The organism is Chitinophaga sp. MM2321 (genome assembly GCF_964033635.1).
Classification (GTDB): Bacteria; Bacteroidota; Bacteroidia; order Chitinophagales; family Chitinophagaceae; genus Chitinophaga.
Genome location: NZ_OZ035533.1, coordinates 3,119,799 through 3,144,187, shown reverse-complemented (window position 1 = coordinate 3,144,187; position 24,389 = coordinate 3,119,799). Strand labels below are relative to the sequence as shown.

Here is a 24,389-nt window from a genome sequence, read left to right as displayed (position 1 = left end):
GAATGGATCGGTTTAATCATAAAATAGCAGTCATCACGGGCGGTGCAACCGGTATCGGGATGGCTGTAGCACACCGGCTGGGAAAGGAGGGAGCCGTAGTCGCACTTTTTGATAGAGACGCTTCCGCTTTAAAAAGTACGGTGGAAGCGTTCCAACAGGAAGGGATACACGCAGAAGGATATTTAACCGATATCAGTGATGAAACACAGGTGTCAGCAAGCCTTTTGGCGGTGGAGAAGAAGTGGCAGCAGATCGATATCCTGGTGCATGCCGCCGGCATTGTTGGTCCTACCGCTACCAGCATTACTGCGTACACAACAGCCGATTTTGATCAGATATATGATGTTAATCTGAAAGGTACTTTTCTGATCACAAAATATACCTTACAAATAATGGAGAAGCGACAGCAGGGCAGGATATTATTGATTGCCTCTATTGCCGGCAAAGAAGGCAACCCCGGAATGGTGGGTTATTCCACTACCAAAGCTGGTGTTATAGGGCTTGTTAAAGGGGTGGCGAAGGAATATGCAACCACACAGATTACGGTTAACGGACTGGCACCTGCTGTGATCAGAACACCGATGAATGATGGTACCTCTGCGGAACAACTGGCCTATATGACAGCGAAAATACCGATGGAACGATTAGGTACGGTTGCAGAAGTAGCAGCTATGTCTTGTTTTATAGTGTCTGATGAAAATAGTTTTTCTACAGGATTTATCTATGATATTTCCGGTGGCAGGGCCACCTACTAGCATTCAATAATTAAATGGATTATCAAATTTTTCAAAAAAGATAAATGATGACAAAATTAAAATACCTCCTGCTGTTTGCGGTGCTAACTGCTTGCAGCAATGCAATTAAGCAAGGGAAGGAGGGTACAACTTATCACGAAAAACACCGGCCTCAAATCCATTTTAGCCCCAAAGCAAACTGGATGAATGATCCTAACGGAATGGTTTATTTCAATAACCAGTATCACCTGTTTTTTCAGCATTATCCGGACAGTAATGTCTGGGGGCCTATGCATTGGGGCCATGCTACCAGCAAAGACCTTATCCACTGGGAGCAACAGCCCATCGCTTTGTACCCCGACAGCCTGGGCTATATTTATTCCGGAAGCGAAGTGGTGGATAGTAATAATACAAGTGGTTTCGGCAAAGATGGGAAAATTCCCCTGGTGGCCATCTTTACCCACCATGATACCCTTATCCAGAACGCAGGCAGGGATGATTATGAAAAACAAAGTCTTGCCTATAGCCTGGATGATGGAAAAACATGGACCAAATATGAAAATAATCCTGTGTTGAGAAACCCGGGAATAAGGGATTTCCGGGATCCTAAAGTGATGTGGTTTGAAGCAGGCAAAAAATGGGTGATGACGCTGGCTACCAAAGACCGGATTACTTTTTATGGCTCACCTGATCTGAAGAACTGGACTAAGGAAAGTGAATTTGGCCAGCAGGAAGGATCTCACGAAGGTGTTTGGGAATGTCCTGATCTGTTCTCCCTGGATTACAATGGAGAACAGGTATGGGTATTGCTGGTAAGCGTCAGCTCCGGAGGTCCTGGTGGAGGATCTGCCACACAATATTTTACCGGACAGTTTGATGGTAATAAATTTACTGCCTCAGATAAGGAAATTAAATGGGTGGATTACGGACCTGATAACTATGCGGGTATCACCTGGTCGAACACCGGCAAACGCAAAATATTCCTCGGATGGATGAGCAACTGGCATTATGCTACTCTGGTGCCTACACAGCAATGGCGAAGCGCCAATACTATCCCCAGGGAGTTAGGGATCACGAAAGCAGGGGATAAATGGTTGCTCACTGCCCAACCGGTTACAGAGCTGGATGTACTCGAAGGAAAAACAGTCAGAGCAATAAATGTGGATGTAACAGACTATGACCTTACCGGTAAAGCCGGAAAGGTGTCGGGTCCTGTAAAACTGCACCTCACTGCGGACAAAATAGAAAGTTTCGCTATTACAATTTCAAATGACTCTGCTCAGAAAGTAGTAATGGGTTATGACAAAGAAAATAATCAGTTTTATATAGACAGAACCCAATCCGGCAAAGCTGATTTCCAGGATGGTTTTGCTGCAAAGCATACTGCTCCCCGGTTTTCAAATAGTCCTGAACTGGATATGACCATTGTATTGGACAATGCATCTGTAGAACTTTTCGCGGATAAAGGTCTTTCTGTAATGACGGATATATTTTTCCCCGACCAGGTATTCTCTAATATCCGGATCCAGTCACCGGCTCATTTTAGCATGAAATCATTACAACTAACGCCTTTAAAAAGTATTTGGGAATAGTTAGTTCCAGTGATCATTTTGTGAAGATGTCGGGCAAATGATAAAGGCCGCATAAATCTTAAGATCTATGCGGCCTTTCACTGGGTTAATAAAGCAAGGGATGCTTTAAAAACGCAAAACAATTTTAATACCCTGGATTTTGTGTCAGGTTCTGATTTAAAGAAATTTCATTATTGGAAATCGGCAGGTACATGGATTTACTCTGTACATATCCATTACCAAATTTTGTTTCAATCAGTCCGCCATCAGCGCCGCGCACCTGAACGGGGTAGATGTCCTTACCAATGCCCCAACGTCTGATATCATCCCAATAAACACCTTCCAGCGCAAACTCTATTCTTCTTTCATGACGCAGCTTTATACGGGCGTCTGTCTGGGAAAGGTCGGTGGGTAATGGCTTGATTTTTACATCTGTACGGGAAGTACGGATTTGGTTAATCAGTTTAATAGCCGCTGGTACATCTGTTCCTTTTTCTATTAATGCTTCCGCTTTGGAGAGTATTACATCTGCGTAACGGAAAACAATAAAATTCAAAGGCTCTTGTCCGGCTACTACCTGCTGGGTTTCTATGGTATATTTCCTGATGCTGAAACCAACTTTCTGCCCGGTATGATTTTTAATTTCAACAGGATACAGCTGTCCCTGGAAATAAGCACCGGGGCGCAGAATGGTAAAGTCCAGCCGTGGATCCCTGTTTACATAAGGGGTTGCGGGATTTACCGGTGTGCCGTCGATGGTTTCATAGGCATCCACTAAATTCTGAATAGGTGCAACGGAATTGGAACCATCGATACCATATTTCATATTCTGCGGCTGCCAGTGGCGGTCAAATAAACTTCCCTGGGTGAAGGGGCCATCCATATATTCCACGTCGAAGATTACTTCAGCATTATTTTCATTCGCCAGCTGAAATAAGCCGTGATAGCTGGGGAACAGGCTATACTTGTTTAATGCATCAATTTTAGCGGTATACTCCAGTACTTTATCCCAGTTGCCTTTGTACAGGTAAGCGCGCATTTTCATGGCCAGTGCAGCGCCCAGTGTAGCCCTGCCTGTTATAGGTGCGGTGGTGCCCAGTCTTTTGATCGCTTCATCATAATCAGCATGTACCTGCGTCCATGTTTCTTCTTCTGTATTACGTTTCAGGGTGCGGGCTTCGTCGGCGCTGATCGTTTTGGTAAATACCGGTACGCCACCATAACTATTTGCGAGCAAGGCATAAAAGACGCCTCTTAAAAAAAAGATTTCACCTTTCATCTGCTCTTTCAGCTGATCATCCATCGGTACTTTGTCGATGTTTTCGATAAAAGTATTGGCCCGGTTAATACCGGTATAACACTTCTGCCAGCGGCCACTTACAATGCCGGCATCGTTGGCTGAAATGCTGCCGTTGCCTACCTGTTGTTCCATACCTTCCCAGTGAGCCCACTGGTAGGCATTGGGTGTACAGGCGTCAAATCCGCCGCCATAACCATATACAAAGTCCTGATGCAAAACATTATATACACCATACAAGGCCAGGTTGGCATCAGATTCGTCTGCCCAGAAATTATCTGTAGTGATACGGTCATCCGGCTTTTTATCCAGGAAAGATTTCGAGCAACCACTTACCATGAATGCCGCGGCTATCGTCATTAAGAATATATATCTCATAGTCAGTTCAGTTTAAAGTTGCAGATTAATACCAAAAGAAGTGATAACAGGTGTCGGATAAACACCGCTACCGTTTTCGAATGTGTTCTGCTCCGGATCAAAGCCGAAGTATCCTTTACTGGTAAAAGATGGCAGGTTCTGCACATTGGCATAGATGCTGCCGCCTTTGAAATGAATCCTTTGCAGTAAAGATGCAGGCAGCTGGTACGACAACTGTACATTCTTGATCTTAAAGTAACTCATGTTCTGTATCCAGAAAGAAGACTCATACCTGTTCCAGGTATCGTTTACGACTATACGGGGTAAAGTATTGCTATGGTTTTCAGGTGTCCAGGCGTTTTCCCACCTGGTGAGCAGGGTACCACCGGAAATACCCAGTGGGGTAGTCCATGCACTCTGATTGTAACCACTGATACCTGCCAGTCCCTGCGTAACAATATTCAGGCTCCAGTTTTTATAGTTGGCATTGAATGTAGCACCATAAGTGTATTTAGGTAAAGTATTCCCCAACGATTGTTTATCGTTAAAATCCAGTTTACCATCACCATTCACATCTTCATATTTCAGATCACCAGCCACGGGAACGTACCCGTTGTTACTCATGTAATCACTGGCTTCCTTATCAGATTGAAATACACCGATTGATTTAAAACCATACAGCATTTTGTAGGGAAGCCCTTCTCTGATCAGCCACAGCTGATCCGGTGCATCTTCCCGGAACTTGGTCACCACATTTTTGATATAGGTGAAATTCGCTCCGATGGAATAACTGAAGCCGGAGCTATATTCAGGAGAATGATAATTGGCTGATATTTCAAATCCTTTGTTATTCATCTTCCCGATATTCTGGATAGGTGCGCTTACTTGTCCTAATACTGTAGAAATAGGCAGTTGCACCAGGATCTGATCTGTATTCTTGTTAAAATAATCCAGTTCAAAAGACAGTGCATTATTAAACAAACCGACATCCAGGCCAATATCCGTACTGGTAGTGGTTTCCCAGCTGATATTCGGATCCACCAGTGCAGTGATAGCTGCACCCGGTGCAAATTGTCCACCCGCCGTATAGCTGGTACCGTTAGTTTGTGTAACAGACCCGATATAAGGATAGTTATTGCTGATGTTCTGATTACCAAGTTGTCCCCAGGATGCGCGTAATTTCAATTGTGAAATAGCCGGAATGTTTTTAATGAATTCTTCCTTTTCCATGGCCCATCCTGCGGATACTGACGGGAAATATCCCCAGCGGTTTCCTTCCCTGAAACGGGAAGACGCATCTGCGCGGATGTTACCTTCCAGCAGGTATTTTTCCTTGTAGTTGTAGTTTACCCTTCCGAAATAACCCAGCATACTCCATTCTGTAGTGTTGCCAGAAGCCTGTACATTACTGGTACCGGCATCTACTTCATTCAATCCGGATTTAGGCGGATCAGATTTCTGTGCAAACATATTCTTCAACTGGTAAGACTCTGCCTGCATACCCACGATAGCAGAGAAGTTATGCGTGTTGTTAAATGATTTCGTATAGTTGAGGGTGTTATAATATACCCAGTAAAACTCTTCATTATTAGCCCGGTATGGAGAAATCTGCGAAGGATAATCCAGCACCTTGCCCTGTACGCCACCAGCGGTATATACATAATTGAGCTGGTTGTATTTATCCTGGCGGTTGTTGTTGGACTGACCGGTAAACATCGTTTTGAAAGTCAGGTCCTTTGTGATGTTTGCGGTAGCATTCAGATTGGCCCTGAAGAAATTATTGGCATACTGGCTGTTGCCATTATATAAGTCGGCCAACGGGTTGCGGGAATCCACGATAGGAGAGCCATCCGGACGTAATGCCTGTGTGGCGCCGAAACGGCCGTCTGCTGTATAAGGTGCTATAAAAGGATAAGCACCGTTTGACATGATGTAGTAAACACGGTTAATACCATCCACCGGGCTGTTGGTAATCTTGCGGGTGATCTGTACACGGCCACCTATTTCCAGCCAGTCTTTTACTTTGTTGTTGATGGAAAAATTTACCCCATAACGTTTACTGTCAGTCTGACGAATAATCCCGTCCTGTGAAAGATAATTGGCAGACAGGAAGAAATTCTGTTTCGCAGAACCACCTCTTACAGAGATATTATGTTCGGTAATAGGAGCAGTGCGGAATATTTCTTTATAAAAATCAGTATTCGGGTAGAGATACGGATCTTTATTTTTACTGAAATCATCAATCACATTCTGTGGAAACAGGGGATCTCCGCCACTGTTTACCACAGCCGTGTTCCACATTTTCATAAATTGTTCACTGTTATTAATGCGGTCATATTTTTTACCCAGTTGCTGTAAGCCATAGTAGCCATTGTAGGAGATGACAGGTTCTGAATTATAGCTACCTCTTTTTGTGGTTACCAGCACAATACCATTTGCAGCACGGGAACCATAAATAGCGGCGGATGCTGCATCTTTCAGGATGGTAATGCTGGCGATATCCGAAGGATTTACTTCTGCAAGTTTGCCTTCAATACCATCTATGAGGATGAGGGGATCGGTATTATTCAGCGTACCAAAACCACGGATACGCAAGGTGGCGCCATCGCTGCCCGGTGATCCGGAGTTCTGGCTCACGAATACACCGGCTACTTTACCAGCCAAAGCCTGGCTGGGATTGGTGATGGGCCTGTTTTCCAGGGCTTTGTCGTAATTGATGGTCGCTACGGCGCCGGTTAAATTAGCGCGCTTTTGTGTACCATATCCAACTACCACTACTTCTGATAATTTATCGGAAGAGGGTTTCATGGTGATGGTCAGGGCTTCTTCCGATTTTATGATTACTTCAGAAGCCTCATAACCGATGTAAGAAAAGATAAGTGTTTCTCCGGGGTCAACTTTAATGGTAAAAAGGCCGTGTTCATCAGTGGTGGCAAATACTTTGTTGCTTTTGGTTTTAATGGTAACACCGGGTAAAGGCTCTCCGTCATCGTTGAGTACTTTCCCTTTAATCACCGCCAGCGGGGCTATCAGCGGATTGATACCGGTGATGCCCTCTGGTTGTTTTTCCCTGATAGCAATGATGTTTTTTTCAATGGTGTAAGTGAGGTCCTGGTTTTTAAAGATGCTTTCCAGTACCTGCAAAATATCCTGATCGTTCACTTTTATGGTTACAGGTTGCGCTTTCTTCAGCACATCCATTTTGTACCAGAATACATAATCTGTTTTTGCTTCAATCTTTTTAAAGATCTGTTCAAGTGGTTGATCGGTAACATTCAATGTGATTCTGTTGGATTGCTTTTCGGCCATGGTGCTGCCCCAGAGGATAGTCAGCATGCAGGTTAGCAGCAACAGTATTCTACGGGAAGATGCCCTTCCCGAAAGGAATCGCGTAACGGGTTGTTTCATAATCTGATGTTTAGTAATTAATTTTGGAGGCAGTAAATAGTTTTCAAAAGATCGTTTGGTTGAGCATTTATTCTACAATAATTTTGGTCCCGTCATATGTAAACATGGCCCCATTTATTTCCAGGCTGCGGAGTACTTCCGGCAGTTTCATCCCGGGATAAATTTTTCCATGAAATGACCCTTGCTGAGCTATCCCTTTAAAAACAACTTCCACATCGTACCAACGCCCGATTTGCCTGAATACCTCTTGCAGCGGTGTGTTGTGGAATTGCAGATAGCCTTTTTGCCAGGCTACTACTTCTTTGATATTTGGTTGTGTTACGGACAGGTTGCCGGCATTGTTCAACTGCGCCTGCTCTCCGGGCCTGATCTGTATTTTCTGTTTGTTCACTTTTACCTGCACACTGCCTTCCAGTAAAGTGGTGCTGACAGCGGGTTCATCTTCATAGGCATTGATATTAAAGTGTGTGCCTAACACTAATACCGTCATTTTTTTCGTTGTTACACGGAATGGTTGATAGTTTCCTCCATGATCAGTTACTTTTTTGGCGACTTCAAAATAGGCTTCTCCCGTAACGGCCACATCTCTGCTCTTGCCGGTAAATGCTGCCGGGAAGCTGATGGTTGATCCGGCATTCAGCCATACTTTAGTGCCGTCTGGTAATACAACTATGTACTGTGATGATTTTGGTACACTTAATTTGTTCATGACAACCGGCTGTTGGGATGTCATCTCTGCCGGCTGATATTGAATTTCATTGCCGGCTGTTTTTATGATGGTTACCTGTCCTTCCTGCAGGGTTTGTCCGGCTTGTATGGACTCCAAAGTAACGGTCCGTCCACCCGAAAGCTCCAGGATGGCCCTGTTACGGGACAATGGAGGCCTGGCTTCCTTGGATGCTACCTGGTTTCGTATATGCTTTTTCGTTATATTTCCCCAGAACCAGCTGGCCGCCACTACAATGGCCGACAGCACGGAGGCGGCGGCAGCCAGCCGCAGCAGGAAAATACGTCGTTTACGGTAAGGACGGTCCACTGCCCCGGTTGCATATAGCTCGTCCATCACAGCTATTTTCGCCGTTGCTTTATATTGAAGTGCTTCCTCCGATTCTTCCTCCTCAAACAAGGCGGGATGGGCTTCCCGCTCCGCCAGCCATGCTTCAATCATCTCTTGTTCTTCCGCAGAAGCAGTACCTTCCAGGTACTTTTCCAATATTTTTATATCTATATTGTCGTCCATCATGAGATACCGGTCTCCATCTTTCTTATCACATCTATAAACGAGCAAAAAAGATCATACCGCTATTTGCTTTTGTAATTTTTTTTTAGTTTTTTTGAATCATAAGATGAAGCCTTTATATACAAGCGCGACCGACAGTGACCTCTTCCAATTATTGAAGGAAGGTGATATAGCAGCATTTGAGGCTATTTATGACCGTTATTTTATCCGCTTGCTTAATATCTCCTATAAGCGGATGGAGAACAGGGAAGACGCGCTGGAAATAGTGCAGGATGTATTTGTGCGGTTGTACACAAAGCGTGCACTCATTGAAAATAACAATTACCTGTTTGCTTACCTGCAAACACTCCTGAAACATGGCATGATAGATCGTTTCCGCCAGCGTATGGTGCAACAGAAACAATATGCTGCCCTCAAGGAACAGGTGCAAACACATACCAGCGATACAGCTGATCAGCAAATTGATGGTAAAAAGCTGGAAGAAAAGATACAGTACATCATTAACAGCCTGCCGGAAAAATGTAAAGAGGCATTTATCCTGAGCAGGATGCAATACCTCTCACACCAGATGATTGCTACAAAAATGAGCATCTCCGTCAGCACAGTGGAAAAACATATCGTAAAAGCCCTGCATGTGCTCCGAAAACAGTTGAAAGAAGAATAGCAGCTACTTCTTTTTAAAAAAGAAGCAGCTGATCTGTCATTATTTAATATTAATACCTACCCCAATCTGCGCCTGTTGCGTTTTCCATTTATAACGATCATCAATATTATTCAGATCCGTGATTCCCACCACATACCTGCCATAGAAATGTACTGCATGAAGAGAGACCGTTAGACCACCTACCAATCCGAAATCATTTCTTTTGAAAGCATCCCGGTTATTGATCAACAGGTTTTCATTGGAGAAGAAAAGGAAGCTGTATTGCGGGCCCGCATTCACGGTAATCAGCTTGTTGATATTATAACGTATCAACAGTGGGATCGTGATATAACTCAGTTTAATCTTGCTGTTTGCATCGTGGTTACTGGTGTTGACATACCGGGCATTGAACACATCTGATTTTTTATCATTCGCCTGTGTGAACAGGAGTTCTGGTTGTAGTCCCCACGCCTTTGTAAAATCGTACGTGGCAAAAACGCCCAGCCGCACACCCGGGTTGTAGTTTGATTGTATGCCTTCCCCATCAATTTTAAACAGGTTCAGGTCCGCTTTTATACCATAATGAAGCTCCTGCGCCCTGGCAGCCGAAATAATAAAAAGCACCATGGCCACCGCTGATAGTAAACGTTTTTTCATAGTTGAATACTTTAACCATAAAGAAACGGATAACATTTATATCTATTGCCGGTTGATCACGACTAATAGATGATCAGGCTGTTTTCGACTATCATGTGCGGAATTTTCCCGGCAAAATACCAGCCCTTTTATCTGTTTAATACTTTCTGATTCCAGGAGTTGCTGCGAATTATTGAAAATGCATAAATTTGAACAAATGAAAGAGACCATATTAGATAACCCCGCCTGGGGATCATTGATCAGTGAGCATAAGCATTTTGCAGAAGGAACTGACCGGGTGAAAAGATACCGCAATAGTATCGTTCCCTTTGTCGCCTGTCGTGATGCCGGTGAAGACAGCATGGAAGACATTAATCCGTGGATCAGCGCAGGAGAATCGTTTTATATCATCGGTGAGCTGCCTGTATTGCCAAAGGACTGGAAAGTGGAAAGTGAGCTGCCATGCGCACAGATGTTGCTGACACCCGGCTGGTCGCTTCCATTACCGGAAGAAGATGACGTTACCATCTCCCTGCTGGGTGATGCCGATGCTACCGCCATGTATGAACTGATAAACAGTGTGCAACCCGGCTATTATAATCCGGACACCCGATTGCTGGGGACCTATTACGGTATCCGGCAGCAAGGCAAACTGGTGGCCATGGCCGGTGAGCGGATGCGGATGACAGGGTTCTGCGAACTGAGCGCCATTTGTACCGATCCTGCGTATACGGGTAAGGGTTATGCACAACGGCTCATCACACAGCTTTGCCGCCGCCATGTCGCCGCTGGTATTGCTTCCTTCCTGCATGTATCCTTGTTGAATGAGCGGGCTATCCGCCTTTATGAGCACATGGGATTCACTTATCGCAGATCTATCAGTTTCACGAAAGTGAAGAAAAATAGCTGACTTTTATTTAGGCGCCTTATTCTGAGCAGTAATATCACTAAGTGCTTCCTGGCTGAAACCTGTACTTTCCAGCATAGCGGTAATGAACTTTGTTTTACCTTCAATATAGCTATCTATATCCAATGGATATTCCTTTGCCAGCTGTAGTTTAAGGGCACCATATTCCTTTGCCTTTCGGGGATTAGCACGCAGGAAATCACGGAAAGATAAATGGTTTTTCAAGCTGACGCTATCCTGCAGACATACATACAAATGATGTTGCGGCCAGGTCCTGCCGGAACCATCCTCCGGAGTCAGCTCCGAACGCCTCTTGAAAGCAGCCCTTCCGGGGATACCCATATCGCCCTGGTGGGTATAGCCCAGTTTGTCCAGGATCTCAACAATCTCTTCAAACCTGCTTTTATCTTTGATAATAATGTCTGTATCAATAATAGGTTTGGCTGAAAGGCCAGGAACAGCGGTACTTCCAACATGCTCAATACTTATGAAAAGGTCTTTTAACCGATCCGAAAATACAGCTTTCAACTGGTTGAAAACAGTGGCCCAGTGATCCGAATAAGGCACAACGATTATTCTATTATTTTCCATAGCTTTATTGACTACTTGTCGGGCAAAATTAAATCTTTGGGCATTATAATAAAATCTATCCGGTTCAAATGTCTTTTTTAGTCGGGATGGGCACCACTTACAAGTAAGCAACCGTATTTTTCTTTCTCTTTACCCCATAATAATTACAGAGATGAAACGAAATAACTTCCTGTTTTCCATGCTCGCTGTTTTTCCATTGGTTTCATTTGCACGGGTTCAAAAATTATTTACTGGTACAAGCAAAGGGTTTAAGATCAACGCCGGTGAAGGGCGGTACCACGGCCATATTCAACTCAAAGGGGTTAATGCAAATATCCTGGATGTAAAGGTTTCCGGAAAGGATACCAATGGTGATCTCGCCATCTTTGAGCAGACCAGTCTTTCTCAGAAAAAAGGCACCCCACTTCATTTGCATTATGCGCAGGATGAAATATTTTTTGTACTGGAAGGGGAGTATTACTTCCAGGTTGGAGAAGAAAAATACGAGTTAAAGAAAGGCGATAGCATCTTTCTTCCCAGAAATATTCCCCATGCATGGACCCAGGTTAGCGCAAGCGGGAAAATGACGGTTACCCTGCAACCGGCCGGCAAATTGGAAGATTTCTTTGTGGCACTCGCAGCGAGAACCACTGATCCATCAAAAGAAGAAATGGCGGCACTTTTTGAAGCAAATGAAATGAAAATAGTAGGGCCTCCGTTAGCGGTTGAGTAGTCAATTAAAGGCGCATTATATCCGTTTGAAGATGGGAAAGGGGAGAATATACCACTTTTGCCCCTATAGTATTTTTGGATAAAATAATGTACCTTATGGCTTTAAGTAGTTTTATAAAGCAGTTTTACCAAAATCTTTTTCATTCCTGAAAAAAAGGGCAATGCGTCTTTTATTATAAATAGGAAAGCCTATGCCTTTTCAGAGAATGCTGACATTATCGCTTCTTTTAACTTTAACATCCGTACATCTTTAAATTACTAAATAACCAATATCACTTAAAAAAATGCAATCCGCGTTACACCCGTAAAACGTTATGTTTTCAGTTTTTTCTTATTTTGTTATGCAAAATTTTCCGGTTGCTTTTTACAGGCGTCAAAAATGCCCACGTCTATGATTCATGAAAAAGATTTGATTGCTGAGCTGATAAAAGGAGATGCCCAATCCTTCAGGAAAATCTATGATCTATATATAAAGAAGGTCTATCATTTTGTCCGCCACTATGTCAAGGAAAAAAGCGAAGCCGACGACATCACGCAAAATGTGTTCATAAAGATCTGGGAAAAAAGAAACGTTATTAATACAGAAAAGTCTTTTGAGGGTTTTGTTTTCACGATCGCTTACCGGGCAATAATTGACCGGTTCAGACAAAATGCAGCAAAACCCTATTTCAATACGAGGGATATGATAGATCCTCAGATTGCCTCTTCTGTATGCTCAGACGATTTATTACACCTACATCAGCTGGAATCGCTTTACAACAAATCTTTACAAACCCTTCCTCCAAAAAGAAAAGAAATCTTTCTCTTAAGTCGCCATAATGGGTTGACAAATAAGCAGATTGCGGAGAAATTAGGGATTTCCATAAAAACGGTGGAGAACCAAATGACCGCTGCGCTTTCATCTTTAAAAGAATCCCTTTTAAATTCAGAGCTGGATATAACAATCGCTATTTTCTTATTTTTTTTCTTTTAGAATAGGGGGTAACCTTAATTCTCCCGTAATAGAAAGGAGTAAGATTGTTTATCATGGATAAATCCAGCTTAGAAAGATTTTTTACGAATCAATGTTCCGATGCAGAAAGAAAATCTGTTATCCGGTGGTTATTAAACCCTGAGAATGATTTAATAGTAAAAGAATGGATGCGGGAGCATTGGGACTTTATATGCGCCCTTGATTTAAATAGCCATCAGGACAATCCGGATATAGAAATGATATGGGCATCCATTCAGCAGGAAATTCAGCATAAAGAGCTGATAGCAGGATCTTTTCGGGATATTCCTGCACCAAATCCCAGGCTGCTTTATGTACGGCATAAAGCCAAACACTTTATGGCAGCAGCTGCAGTAATCGCTGCAATTGTCTTCGGTATTTATTTTTTATGGTCGGATAATCCAACCGGTACCCATCCTGTTGCAAATCAAAAGCCAGTTAACCTGAAACCTGATATTGCGCCACCAGGGGGTAACAAAGCCGTATTAACATTGGCAAATGGATCAACCATTTATTTAGATAGTGCAGGCAGCGGTACATTAGCCGTCCAGGATCAGGTCCATGTGATTAAAAAGGATAACGGCGAAATTGTGTATACAGGTGCTGCTGCCAATACCATAACATATAATACATTGTCATTGCCTAAAGGCAGCAAACCCATTCGGCTGGTGCTTTCTGATAGAAGCATTGTCTGGCTAAACGCGGCCTCTTCTATAACCTATCCTACTGGTTTTATGGGCGATAAAAGAAAGGTTACCATTACCGGTGAGGCTTATTTTGAGGTGGCGAAAAATCCTGCCATGCCATTTTATGTTGCTCATGGCGATATGATGGTAAAAGTATTAGGTACCCATTTCAACGTAAATACTTACAGCGATGAACAAAATGTAAAAGTAACCTTACTGGAAGGACGGGTAGCCGTATCACAGGGCGCCAGAAATGAAGAGCTAAAGCCAGGACAGCAGGCCAGCTTATCAGAGAAGGATATTCAGTTGATCCAATCGGTGGATTTAGCTGAAGTGATGGCCTGGAAAAATGACCAGTTTTATTTTAGCGGTACTGATATAAAAACGATCATGCACCAGGTGGAAAGATATTATAACGTTGAGGTTCAGTATAAAGACAACGTACCATATAAATTTGTAGCCAAAATATCCCGGGATGTAAACTTATCTCAGTTTTTAGAAAAACTTGAACTAACAAACCTGGTCCATTTCAAAATCGACGGTAATGTAGTTATCGTAAGCAAATAGTTTTAATGGGTTTTTAAAACAAAGCCGCACCGTGTATCAGACGGTGCGGCGGACGTTTAATTAACCTTTTGTACAAGCGTGTCACGCTCTGATTATTAATTAACTAAAACAATTAAAGGTATGCAAAAATTTTATTTTGCTGGATTTTCTCAAAAACGAAAAGCCTTACTTCTTAAGATTTTTTTAAATATGAGATTCTTTCTATTTTTTTTATTTGTCGGTATGTTGCAGTCGCATGCACGCGGCTACAGTCAGAGCATTACCCTGTCCCTGCACCATGCATCCGCAGAGGAAGTCTTCCGTCAAATTGAAAAACAAACAGGGTTCGGATTCATTTATGCCAGGGAAGAACTCAGCAAAATGAAGCCCATAGACCTGAAGGTCACAAACGCTGGATTAACCAGCGTGCTCAATATGGTTTTTAATGATCAACCGCTAACCTATACGATATCCGATAAAAGTATTGTAGTGAAAGGGCGGATAATGCATACTAAAGATGATAATACAGCTGCGATCACCCCGCCATTTACCGTAATAGGAACTGTGTTCGATGAAAACGGCGAGCCGCTTTCCGGTGTCAATATTGTACAGGAGGGCATGTCAAAGGGTGTTTATACAGACCGGGATGGTAACTTTTCTATTTTGGTGGCGGATGCTTCAAAAGGTACTGTGTTGGTTTTTTCATTTATTGGAATGAAAACCCAGAAACTGGCTGTTGATGGAAAAACAAAAATCAATCTGAAAATGAAGCCTGAAACTGTTGGGCTGAATGAAGTGATCGCAGTGGGGTATGGCACTGTGCGCAAGAGCGATCTTACCGGTTCAGTTTCCAAGGTAACGTTAGATGATGCAACAGATAAACCGGCAACCTCAGTTGAACAATTGCTTCAGGGGCGCGCATCAGGAGTGCAGATCACTTCTAATACAGGCGCTCCCGGTGGTGGTATCTCCTTTTCTATCCGGGGAGCAACTTCTATCAGCGGCTCCAATCAACCGCTCATCGTGATTGATGGTTACCCGATTGATGCAGACAATGACGCAGTGAAAGTGTCTGGCGGCAGCCAATCCGGATACCTGGATAAATTGCCTGCTGATAATGCGCTGGCAAATATCGATCCTGCCGACATTGAATCCGTTGAAATCTTAAAGGATGCATCTGCGGCAGCAATTTATGGGTCGCGCGCTTCCAATGGCGTTGTACTCATCACCACAAAACATGGTAAAACAGGTCGCGACCGGCTTTCCTATAATACCCGGTTCGATATCAGCTCCCTGCCCAGGAAAATTGATGTACTGAACACCAATGATTATTTAGATTATTCCAATGAAGCCTATTTAAATAGCGGACAGGATTCTGCTTATAAAGCGGATGCAATGGCCCGCCTGGGAAGCGTGAATACCAATTGGCAGGATTTGATCTATCGGTCTGCTTATAGTCAAAACCACCAGTTAAGTCTTTCGGGCGGCTCCGACAAACTCAAATATGCAGTCGGCGCAGGTTACCTTGGTCAACAAGGTATTGTTAAAAATTCCCGCTATGACAGAGGTTCCCTCCTCATTAACCTCGACCGGGAGATCAGCAAACGCTTTAAGTTTGGCGTCAGCCTGAATGGCTCCATCAGTAAAAACAAAGCAGCGATGCAATCTTCTGATCGCAACGATCCGTCTACTTCGGTGGTGTATGGCGCCCTGCTTTCAAGACCATTTGACTCACCGCTGACTGCAGATGATCAGATCGATCAGACTCAGGTGGGAAATCCGCTAACGATCATCGAACTGGCTGATGACCAGAACCGCGTTACAACGTTACTTGCAAACATGTATCTGAATTATAACATAGCCCCCGGCCTGGATGTAAAAGTAAATGGAGGCGTGAATACCAGAAACTCCCGTCGTGATTTCTATATGCCCAGAGGCACAATACTGGGCAACCTGGAAGGAGGCTACGCCTACCTGGGAGAAAGCAGCTCTTTTAATTACCTGACCGAATACACGTTGAATTACAACCGGACACTCAATAAAAAACATCGCATCAATGCTGTTGCAGGCTATACCTGGCAACAATGGGATCGAAAAGCCTTTAACATTAATGTGCTTAATTTTCCCAACGACAATATGTTGTATTATGACTTAAGTAGCGGATCCTCGATAAGCAATCCGAATACTACAACAACACAATGGGGACTTGCTTCCGTTATCGGAAGGGCCAATTACAGCTTCGATAATCGCTTCCTGGCGACCTTTACTGGTAGAGAAGATGGTTCCACCCGCCTGGCAGCAGGTAACAAATGGAAATTCTTTCCCTCAGTAGCCTTAGGCTGGAATATCTCTAACGAAAAATTTATGCGCCATGTCAACGCTATCACCTCTCTTAAACTGCGGGGAAGCTATGGACTTTCGGGTAATCAGGCAGTGCCTGTGGGTGCTACGCAGGCGCGGCTCAATTCTACAGGAAGTGTTGCCAACGAAGGAATACAGATTGGCTATATTCTGGCCAACATGCCCAACAACACACTGCATTGGGAGCTGACAAAGCAACAGAATTTCGGACTGGATATGGCATTATTCCATAACAGGATAACCTTTGGATTTGACTACTATAAAAAACGTACCGATGGTTTGTTGATTGGCTTAACGATACCTCCATCCAATGGATTCACGCAATATAACACCAATCAGGGCACTGTGGAGAACAAAGGGTACGAGTTTGATCTGGGCGCTAAAATATTAACCAAAGGCGTGAAATGGGATGTATCCGGGAATATTTCTTTCAACCGGAATAAAATTATCAGCCTGGGAAAAGGCGTACAATCTTTTACGGGTCCCGCCTTTTTTGCAGTAGGTGGCCAGGCATTGAATATTTTCCAGGTGGGTTCGCCCATTGGCTCCTTTTACGGATACCGGATACTCGGCATTTATCAAAATCAGCAGGATATAGACAAGAGCGCACAGGATCCTTCCAATAATAAACCAGGTACGTTTAAATTTAAGGACATTAGTGGCCCCGATGGTGTGCCGGATGGAATTATTTCCGCAGCTGACAGGCAAATCATCGGCAATCCTTACCCGGATTTTATTTTTGGGATTACCAATAACCTGGAATGGAAACAATTCTCTTTATCATTTTTGATACTGGGCAATATTGGCCAGGACGTTATTAATGCCAATCGCTATACCACCGATGCGCTATCGCGTGGGTTACAGGCCAACGTTCGCAAAGAAGCATACGATGGAAGATGGACAGGAGAGGGCTCCAGTGATAAATACCCACAAGCAACTACCTCTGCATCTCCCTTCAGTAACCGGTTTGCCGATTTTATCGTTGAAGACGCCTCTTTTGTGCGACTAAAATATATTACCCTTTCCTATACATTTGAAAACAAGAAAATAAAATTTGCACGCAGTCTTAAGTTTTTTGCGACAGGTACAAATCTGCTGACGTTAACCCATTATGAAGGTTACGATCCTGAAATAAACAGCCATGGAGATTCTATGACTCCTGGTATTGATAGCGGTTCCATACCACAATACACAACGGTTTCATTTGGTATGAATCTCGGCTTTTAACGTAAAAAAATAAAAACGAATGCAAATGACAACAAAATATATAGCTATTCTTATTGCAGCTTTTATGTTAACAGGTTGCAGTCTTAAAGAAAAAATATACGATTCTGCTATTTCAGATACTTTTATCAAATCTGAGAATGACGCTTTATTTCAGTTAAATGGCGTGTATTCTTTCTTCCCTACATTCAATTGTTTTAAATCAAATTTACCCTATCAGATCATTGACGGGGGCGATGATATCGCTGTCACGAATTCCACTAAAAGGCTATTTAATGAAAGAACAGTAAGCTCTTCTAATATCTATTTTACAAGCGCCTGGTCTTCATTTTTTAACACCATTAACAATGCCAACGCATTAATGGAAACATTAGAGAAGACGACTCCTGGTATCCTTTCCGAAAGCTACAAAGATCGTATTATGGGAGAGCTGTATTTTATGCGGGCTTTTTCCTACTTCTATCTTGTTCGGTTGTATGGAGGCGTACCCCTCCACACGCAATCAGTACAAGGTAATGCTGATTTTTATCCGGCAAGAAATTCAGTAGAAGAGGTATATAATTTAATTTTTGAGGACCTGAAAAAGGCGACTGAAAAATGTATCCCTTATAGTCAGCAACCGGCAAAAGAATTCGGACACGCCACAAAGGGCGCGGCACAGGCAATACTGTCACTGGCTTACCTCACCTATGCTAATAGCCTTGATTTAAAAGGGCAGAGTGGTGACTCGAAAACATATTACCAGTTTGCGGCAAACTATGCCGACAGTGTCATCCAATCTCATGAATACTTCCTTATCAGTAATTATGCGGATTTGTGGAATGTTGATTTAGAAAAGAATGCGCATAAAGAAGTGATCTTTTCCATCCAGTTTACCCGCGATGGTACCGCCGCCAGTGCGAGTTCCCGGGGAAGTGAGCTTGCCTACTTTTTACAACCCACCACCCGTTTTAATATTTGTGGTAATCCCACAGACGGTGCGGGCGCCGGAACAACACGGCTACAACCCTGGTTTGTTCAGATGTACAAAGAGGGGCAATTTGCAAACGACTACAGATCAGAAGTTTCTTTTCTAACCAGGTGGAGCTATAAGGGTACCGCCAGGGAAGCGGTTGCATTTCCGGAGATAACCAATGCGAATGAAATAGTCGAGCAATATCCCTATATCAATAAGTACATTGATCCAAAAGGATTACAGGCCCGCAATAATGAAAATGATTTTTATGTCATCCGTTTATCGGAAGTATATTTAATCAAAGCAGAAGCAGAAAATGAGTTGAACGGGCCCTCCTCCGATGCTTACACGGCATTTAACATGCTCCGGCAACGTGCCCGGCTGGCAGACGGCAATCAACGAACCACACCTGAGAACTTACCTGCAGGTTTATCAAAACAGGAATTCAGACTCGCTGTATTTAACGAAAGAGGACTGGAATTAGTTGGCGAAGGACATCGTTGGTTTGATGCAGTAAGGATGAGATACCTGGACGATAAAACAACAATGGTAGAATACCGGTATAATAAATTCTATCCAACTATGACGCTCAAGGCGCCGGCTTACAATGCAACGACCCATACATGGACTGGTGGCCTCGTGCAGCCTTTAAATGTGGTCAGTTGGAGTCCTAAATTCTTGCTCTGGCCTATCCCCAGCCCCGAAATTGATGCAAATCCTAATATGACGCAGAATACGGAATACGGCTGGTGATGACGATTTCTTTTTTGAAAGGGGAATGCAGGTTATGATAATGATCTGCCTGCACTGCTTTCATGAAATAACACAAACTTTTTTTAGATGAAAAAAGCTTGTTGGCGTTACCATTATGCCCGCTAGTTAGTAAGGATAGCCGCGCATATCCGGAGTGCTACCGAAATAAAAAAGGTTTAAAAAAAATAAAGCAAACATAGCATATGAATCATTCAAATCGCAGGGAGTTCCTGAAACAATCACTTGCTTTTGCTGGTTGCCTGGCTGCCATTCCAGCACTGGCAGCCAGGAATGGCAATGACCGTAAAACCATTCTTTTGCGCTCCTCCTGGCAGGTTGAAAACATTGGCGATATTGGTCATACACCAGGTGTACTGGCGCTACTTGAAAAATATCTTCCACATGTCAGCGTTCGCCTATGGCCGAATAATGTGGGGGCAGGGGTAGAGGAAATGCTGATGGCGCGGTTCCCCCAACTGGAAATTTTAAAAACGCCGGAACAAAAACAACAGGCATTGGCAGCATGCGATTTCTTTTTGCATGGATCAGGCCCCTCGCTGGTAGGAAGAAAGGAATTGTCACAGTGGAAAAAGGAAACCGGAAAACCATATGGAATTTACGGTATTACTTTTCCCGGTAATTATGGATTCCAATCACAGGAAGACCAATACAATCCAATAGATATTGAGCTGTTTAACGGTGCTGACTTTGCTTATTTCCGCGATTCGGTTTCCTATGAATTTGCAAAACAAAAGGGAGCAAAATGTCCTGTAATGGGATTTTGTCCCGATGGCGCCTTTGCTATTGATGTACGAAATGATAAAGCTGCTGATACATTTTTAACAGCACATGGGCTTCAAACGGGAAAGTTTGTCTGCGTTATTGGCCAGCTTCGTTTTACGCCGTGGTGGGAACTGCCGACAAAAGACCCCACGGTTAATCAGGCCAAATCTGACTGGAATGAAAAAATGAAAGAACACGATAATGCTCCAATTAGGAACGCCATTATCGAAGTGGTCCGACAAACAGACTTAAAGGTATTGATCGTTCCTGAAAATGAAACAGAGATCCGTATTGGCAAGGAAATGCTTTATGATCCACTGCCGGAAGATGTGAAATCACGCGTGGTCTGGAGGGATCATTACTGGCTTACTGATGAAGCAGTCAGCACTTACGCAAGATCCGCCGGGTTGTTTGGACTTGAAATGCATTCGCCCATTATGTGCATCGCGCTTGGCATACCCGCCATTGTTTGCCGCTTTAAAGAGCAGACATCCAAAGGATTTATGTGGCGGGACATTGGACTGGGAGAGTGGTTCTTTGATATGGATAATAAGTCCGACGTTGACCGCATTGTTCCAACGGTATTGCAGATGGTGAAGAACCCCAAAGCCGCCCTTAAAAAAGCGATGGCAGCTAAAAAAAGAGTGACGCAGTACCAGGGGGATACAATGAAAGTATTAAAAAAATCACTTAGTTATTGACGTTGGAGAAAACTAATAACATAATGAGAAAGATATATTTCACTTCAAAGAGCGCCGAACATGGGTTCCCGGCCGTAAAAACCGTGCTGCTTTTCGTCGCATTTATTTGCCAGACGTTGGTACTGGTTGCACAAAAGGCTCCTTTTCCTATCAGGGCGGTGGATGAGCAACAGGTTCGGGAAATTGAGTCATTACTCCCCGATAATCCTACAGGTCTTGGTGAGCCTTATAACAAACGTGCCGTTTGGGATAAGTTACTACAATCAGGTAAATACGACCGGTTTTTACTGCAAATGGAACACTACAGCTTTCCCCCGTTCAGCAAGGAGGATTACTTTTCACTCTCCGATGGCAGTGCATCCTCTTCTGCAAGAGGACTGAACATGATGCGCAAACGGGCTGAAGGTCTGTCAAAAGCCACCTGGGCCGAATGCCTGGAAAACAAAAACAGGTACACAAAAATGGTTGAAGAGGGATTGCGTTCTATACTGAATCAAAAATCATGGGTATCACCGCGTAGTGATTATGGATTTAAAAATTACAATGGGATCGCCTATTCAGTGGAATTAACCTCCTCTTTATATGCGCATACCATCGCGCAAACACTTTATCTGATGGGAGATAAAATCAATCCCAGATTGAGAACAGATGCTATTGACGCGCTGCAGAAGCGGATTTTTGAGCCTGTGCTGGAAAAGATAAAAACCCGGAATACAGAGAACGAAAATAACTTTTTAGTTGCAACCAATAACTGGAACCATGTGTGTCTGGCTGGCCTCGTGGGAGCTGCGCTTGCGACAATTGAAGACAAGCATGAGCGTGCCGTTTTTGTTGCTATTGGGGCATACTATGCAAACAATGGATTAACTGGTTTTGGCAGTGATGGCTACTGTACCGAAGGCATCGGATATTATAATTATGGATTTGGACATTATATTTTACTCAGGGAATGTATCTGGGAGGCTACAGGCGGTAAGATTGATCTGCTCGCCAGCCCCAAAGTGCAAAAGATTGCCAGGTATGGACCGGATCTTCAGATCATCAATGGCGTTTATCCGGCGATCTCTGATAGCCATGAAGGCGCGAAGCCCGATTCAAGCATGCTGACTTATCTCAGTCGTAACCTGGGTATGGGGCTCATGCCTTATGATGGGCTGACCTATGAAGGAAAAACCGATAACATTTGTAATAACATAATGATGGTTTTTCCCAATTCAGCATCGCTATCCAAACCGCAACCTCAAAAACACCCCCAACAACTTCTCCGCTCGTTTTTTGACAAGACAGGCGTATTGATCAGTCGCCCTGTAGCTGGTTCTTCCTGCATGATCGGTGTAGCTTTTAAAGGAGGTAATAATGCAGAATCCCATAATCATAATGACGTTGGCTCCTTTACCATTGTACAGGCAAATCAAATCATGGTGGGTGATCCGGGCGCAATTGCCTATACAGCAAATATTTTCACACCTAAATACCGGTATACCTATAAAACAGTAGGTTCATTCGGGCATCCCGTTCCCCTGGTTGCAGGCAAGGAACAACAAGCCGGAGCTGAGGCTAAGTCTGCAACGGTTCATACAGCTTTCAGTCCTGAAAAAGACGAGATCACCCTTGATATTGCCCCGGCGTATAATGTCCCGGAACTCAAAACACTGCAGCGTACGATGGAGTATAGTAGGAAACAAAAAGGCAACATTACATTTACAGATCGTTTTGAATATACGGATCCTCAAATGTTTGAAACAGCACTGTCAACCAGGGCCCAGTGGGAACAAACATCTCCAAACACACTGCTGCTTACCAGGGCAAATCAAAAGATGATCGTTCGTTTCTCCTCTACCGGCAATAGCCTGGTGGTGCGGTCGGAAGAAATCTCCGAAGGGGGTACACCCTATACACGCATTGGAATTGCTATAAAGGGACCAGTCAGATCCGGAAGCATTCGAATCAGTTACGAACCATTAAACTGATTTTTATTTTTAACAACCAGACGTACATCACTTTAAAAAAAATGAAAATAAAATCGATGAAACAGAACCGGTTTTTTATGCTCCTTTTATCAGCCTTCGCACTGTCTGTGTTTATAACATCCGTTACCCTGGCACAGGCGCCTGACAAACGGCCGCAATTGTGTTTGTGGAACTTTGATCATATGACAGCAGCCCGTGAAAGTTTGGCAAGCAACCAAACGCTGTATCAACAGTCTTATCAGGGGCTAATCCGGGAAGCAGAAAAAATCCTGCTGGAACCACCAACTTCAGTAATGGATAAACCTGATGAGAAAGTAGCCAGGAGTAAAGACAAACACGATTTTATTTCAGTTGGTAAATACTGTTGGCCCAATCCCACTACCCCTGATGGCATGCCATGGATACAGCGCGACGGATACATCAATGTGGAGAATTTTAAAAAAGACGATGCCGTTCGACTCGACATCATGTGTAACAGGGTAGGGAAGTTGTGTATTGCTTATTTTTTTAGTGGAGACACACGTTTTTCCCAGAAAGCTTCCGAGCTGGTACGGGTGTGGTTCGTAGATCCTGCTACCCGGATGAATCCTAATTTTACGTACGCACAGGTAATCCCCGGTAACGACAATGACAGGGGACACTTTCCGGGTGTGATCTTTGGCAGGGCGCTTGTAAATGTGCTTTCCGGTCTTTGCCTTATCCAACATACATCCGCTTATAATAAAGGGATCGATAGTGGTGTAAAAGATTGGTTTATCCAATATTCCGGATGGCTAACCACCAGCGAGTTTGGTATCAAGGAAAGTAAGGCAACCAATAATCACTCCATTGCCTATGATGAGCAGCTTTTAGCTATTGCGCTGTTCGTCGGCGATAGTAACGCGCAACATCGTCTCATTGAAGAATTTCACCCTAAAAGAATTTTCAAACAGGTGGAACCCGATGGGAAAATGCCGCGGGAGTTACAAAGAACAAGAGCTTTGGGATATTCGGCCTTCAATATCAAAAATATACTTGAAATTTGTGAAATGGCAAAAGCAGAAAACCCCTCTCTTTATTCGCTAAAGTCACCGGATGGCCGGAGTATTGGCATTGCAGTCGATTATCTCGCCGGTTTTCTAGGAAAAAAACCTGCTGATTTTGCTCCCTATAAGCAAATTGCAGATTGGGATAAGTGCCTGGATGAGATCTATTGGATCGTCAGGAGGGCAGCTGCATTTGCTCCATCTGAAAATTATGAAGAACTGATAAAAAAATACTCATCAAAACGGACAGCAAGCCTTAACAATTTATTGTACTAAAAAGAAACCTTGTATAAGGTCGT

Annotated in this window: 17 protein-coding genes; 12 read left to right on the top strand and 5 right to left on the bottom strand. The window is 43.6% G+C overall.

Annotated elements, in window-relative coordinates; genetic code table 11:
* The first annotated feature begins 2 nt into the window (after positions 1–2).
* Positions 3–755, top strand: a complete 753-nt coding sequence (locus ABQ275_RS12270) for an SDR family NAD(P)-dependent oxidoreductase (RefSeq protein ID WP_349318602.1) — start codon at positions 3–5, stop codon at positions 753–755.
* A 44-nt stretch (positions 756–799) separates the two neighbouring features.
* Entirely contained in the window at positions 800–2,326 is a 1,527-nt protein-coding gene (locus ABQ275_RS12265) for a glycoside hydrolase family 32 protein (RefSeq protein WP_349318601.1), read from the top strand.
* Between the two features lie 124 nt (positions 2,327–2,450).
* On the opposite strand, the gene ABQ275_RS12260 is transcribed toward ABQ275_RS12265, so the two are convergent.
* The 3 genes from ABQ275_RS12260 to ABQ275_RS12250 all read right to left on the bottom strand — a co-directional run bounded on the left by ABQ275_RS12260 (position 2,451) and on the right by ABQ275_RS12250 (position 8,655).
* Complete coding sequence (locus tag ABQ275_RS12260) at positions 2,451–3,980, bottom strand: RagB/SusD family nutrient uptake outer membrane protein (RefSeq protein WP_349318600.1); 1,530 nt, start codon at positions 3,978–3,980, stop codon at positions 2,451–2,453.
* Positions 3,981–3,992: 12 nt separating this feature from the next.
* Positions 3,993–7,367, bottom strand: a complete 3,375-nt coding sequence (locus tag ABQ275_RS12255; RefSeq protein WP_349318599.1) for a TonB-dependent receptor — start codon at positions 7,365–7,367, stop codon at positions 3,993–3,995.
* Positions 7,368–7,434: 67 nt separating this feature from the next.
* Positions 7,435–8,655 carry a FecR domain-containing protein gene (locus ABQ275_RS12250; protein ID WP_349318598.1) on the bottom strand — a complete coding sequence of 407 codons (1,221 nt, stop codon included), beginning with the start codon at positions 8,653–8,655 and terminating at the stop codon, positions 7,435–7,437.
* A gap of 58 nt (positions 8,656–8,713) precedes the next feature.
* Here ABQ275_RS12250 and ABQ275_RS12245 point away from each other — a divergent pair, with 58 nt between their 5' ends.
* Entirely contained in the window at positions 8,714–9,271 is a 558-nt protein-coding gene (locus ABQ275_RS12245) for an RNA polymerase sigma-70 factor (RefSeq protein ID WP_349318597.1), read from the top strand.
* Positions 9,272–9,310: 39 nt separating this feature from the next.
* Here ABQ275_RS12245 and ABQ275_RS12240 read toward each other — a convergent pair whose 3' ends face one another.
* Positions 9,311–9,907, bottom strand: a complete 597-nt coding sequence (locus ABQ275_RS12240) for a porin family protein (RefSeq protein ID WP_349318596.1) — start codon at positions 9,905–9,907, stop codon at positions 9,311–9,313.
* Positions 9,908–10,103: 196 nt separating this feature from the next.
* On the opposite strand from ABQ275_RS12240, the gene ABQ275_RS12235 reads away from it, so the two are divergent.
* Positions 10,104–10,796 carry a GNAT family N-acetyltransferase gene (locus tag ABQ275_RS12235; RefSeq protein WP_349318595.1) on the top strand — a complete coding sequence of 231 codons (693 nt, stop codon included), beginning with the start codon at positions 10,104–10,106 and terminating at the stop codon, positions 10,794–10,796.
* 3 nt (positions 10,797–10,799) lie between these two features.
* On the opposite strand, the gene ABQ275_RS12230 is transcribed toward ABQ275_RS12235, so the two are convergent.
* Positions 10,800–11,384: a GrpB family protein gene (locus ABQ275_RS12230; protein WP_349318594.1), complete on the bottom strand. Its 585-nt coding sequence runs from the start codon at positions 11,382–11,384 to the stop codon at positions 10,800–10,802.
* 151 nt (positions 11,385–11,535) lie between these two features.
* Between ABQ275_RS12230 and ABQ275_RS12225 the strand changes: the two genes are divergently transcribed.
* The 8 genes from ABQ275_RS12225 to ABQ275_RS12190 all read left to right on the top strand — a co-directional run bounded on the left by ABQ275_RS12225 (position 11,536) and on the right by ABQ275_RS12190 (position 24,366).
* Complete coding sequence (locus ABQ275_RS12225; RefSeq protein ID WP_349318593.1) at positions 11,536–12,096, top strand: cupin domain-containing protein; 561 nt, start codon at positions 11,536–11,538, stop codon at positions 12,094–12,096.
* 390 nt (positions 12,097–12,486) lie between these two features.
* Positions 12,487–13,068: an RNA polymerase sigma-70 factor gene (locus ABQ275_RS12220; protein WP_349318592.1), complete on the top strand. Its 582-nt coding sequence runs from the start codon at positions 12,487–12,489 to the stop codon at positions 13,066–13,068.
* Positions 13,069–13,121: 53 nt separating this feature from the next.
* The gene (locus ABQ275_RS12215) at positions 13,122–14,339 is read left to right on the top strand and encodes a FecR domain-containing protein (RefSeq protein ID WP_349318591.1); all 1,218 of its coding nucleotides are present in this window, start codon (positions 13,122–13,124) and stop codon (positions 14,337–14,339) included.
* Positions 14,340–14,528: 189 nt separating this feature from the next.
* Positions 14,529–17,906: a TonB-dependent receptor gene (locus tag ABQ275_RS12210; protein ID WP_349318590.1), complete on the top strand. Its 3,378-nt coding sequence runs from the start codon at positions 14,529–14,531 to the stop codon at positions 17,904–17,906.
* Between the two features lie 25 nt (positions 17,907–17,931).
* Complete coding sequence (locus ABQ275_RS12205) at positions 17,932–19,611, top strand: RagB/SusD family nutrient uptake outer membrane protein (RefSeq protein WP_349318589.1); 1,680 nt, start codon at positions 17,932–17,934, stop codon at positions 19,609–19,611.
* Positions 19,612–19,814: 203 nt separating this feature from the next.
* Entirely contained in the window at positions 19,815–21,095 is a 1,281-nt protein-coding gene (locus ABQ275_RS12200; protein WP_349318588.1) for a polysaccharide pyruvyl transferase family protein, read from the top strand.
* A 23-nt stretch (positions 21,096–21,118) separates the two neighbouring features.
* Positions 21,119–23,065 (top strand): heparinase II/III family protein, encoded by a 1,947-nt coding sequence (locus ABQ275_RS12195; RefSeq protein WP_349318587.1) that lies wholly within the window; start codon positions 21,119–21,121, stop codon positions 23,063–23,065.
* A gap of 77 nt (positions 23,066–23,142) precedes the next feature.
* Positions 23,143–24,366 (top strand): alginate lyase family protein, encoded by a 1,224-nt coding sequence (locus ABQ275_RS12190; RefSeq protein ID WP_349318586.1) that lies wholly within the window; start codon positions 23,143–23,145, stop codon positions 24,364–24,366.
* Positions 24,367–24,389: the final 23 nt, after the last annotated feature.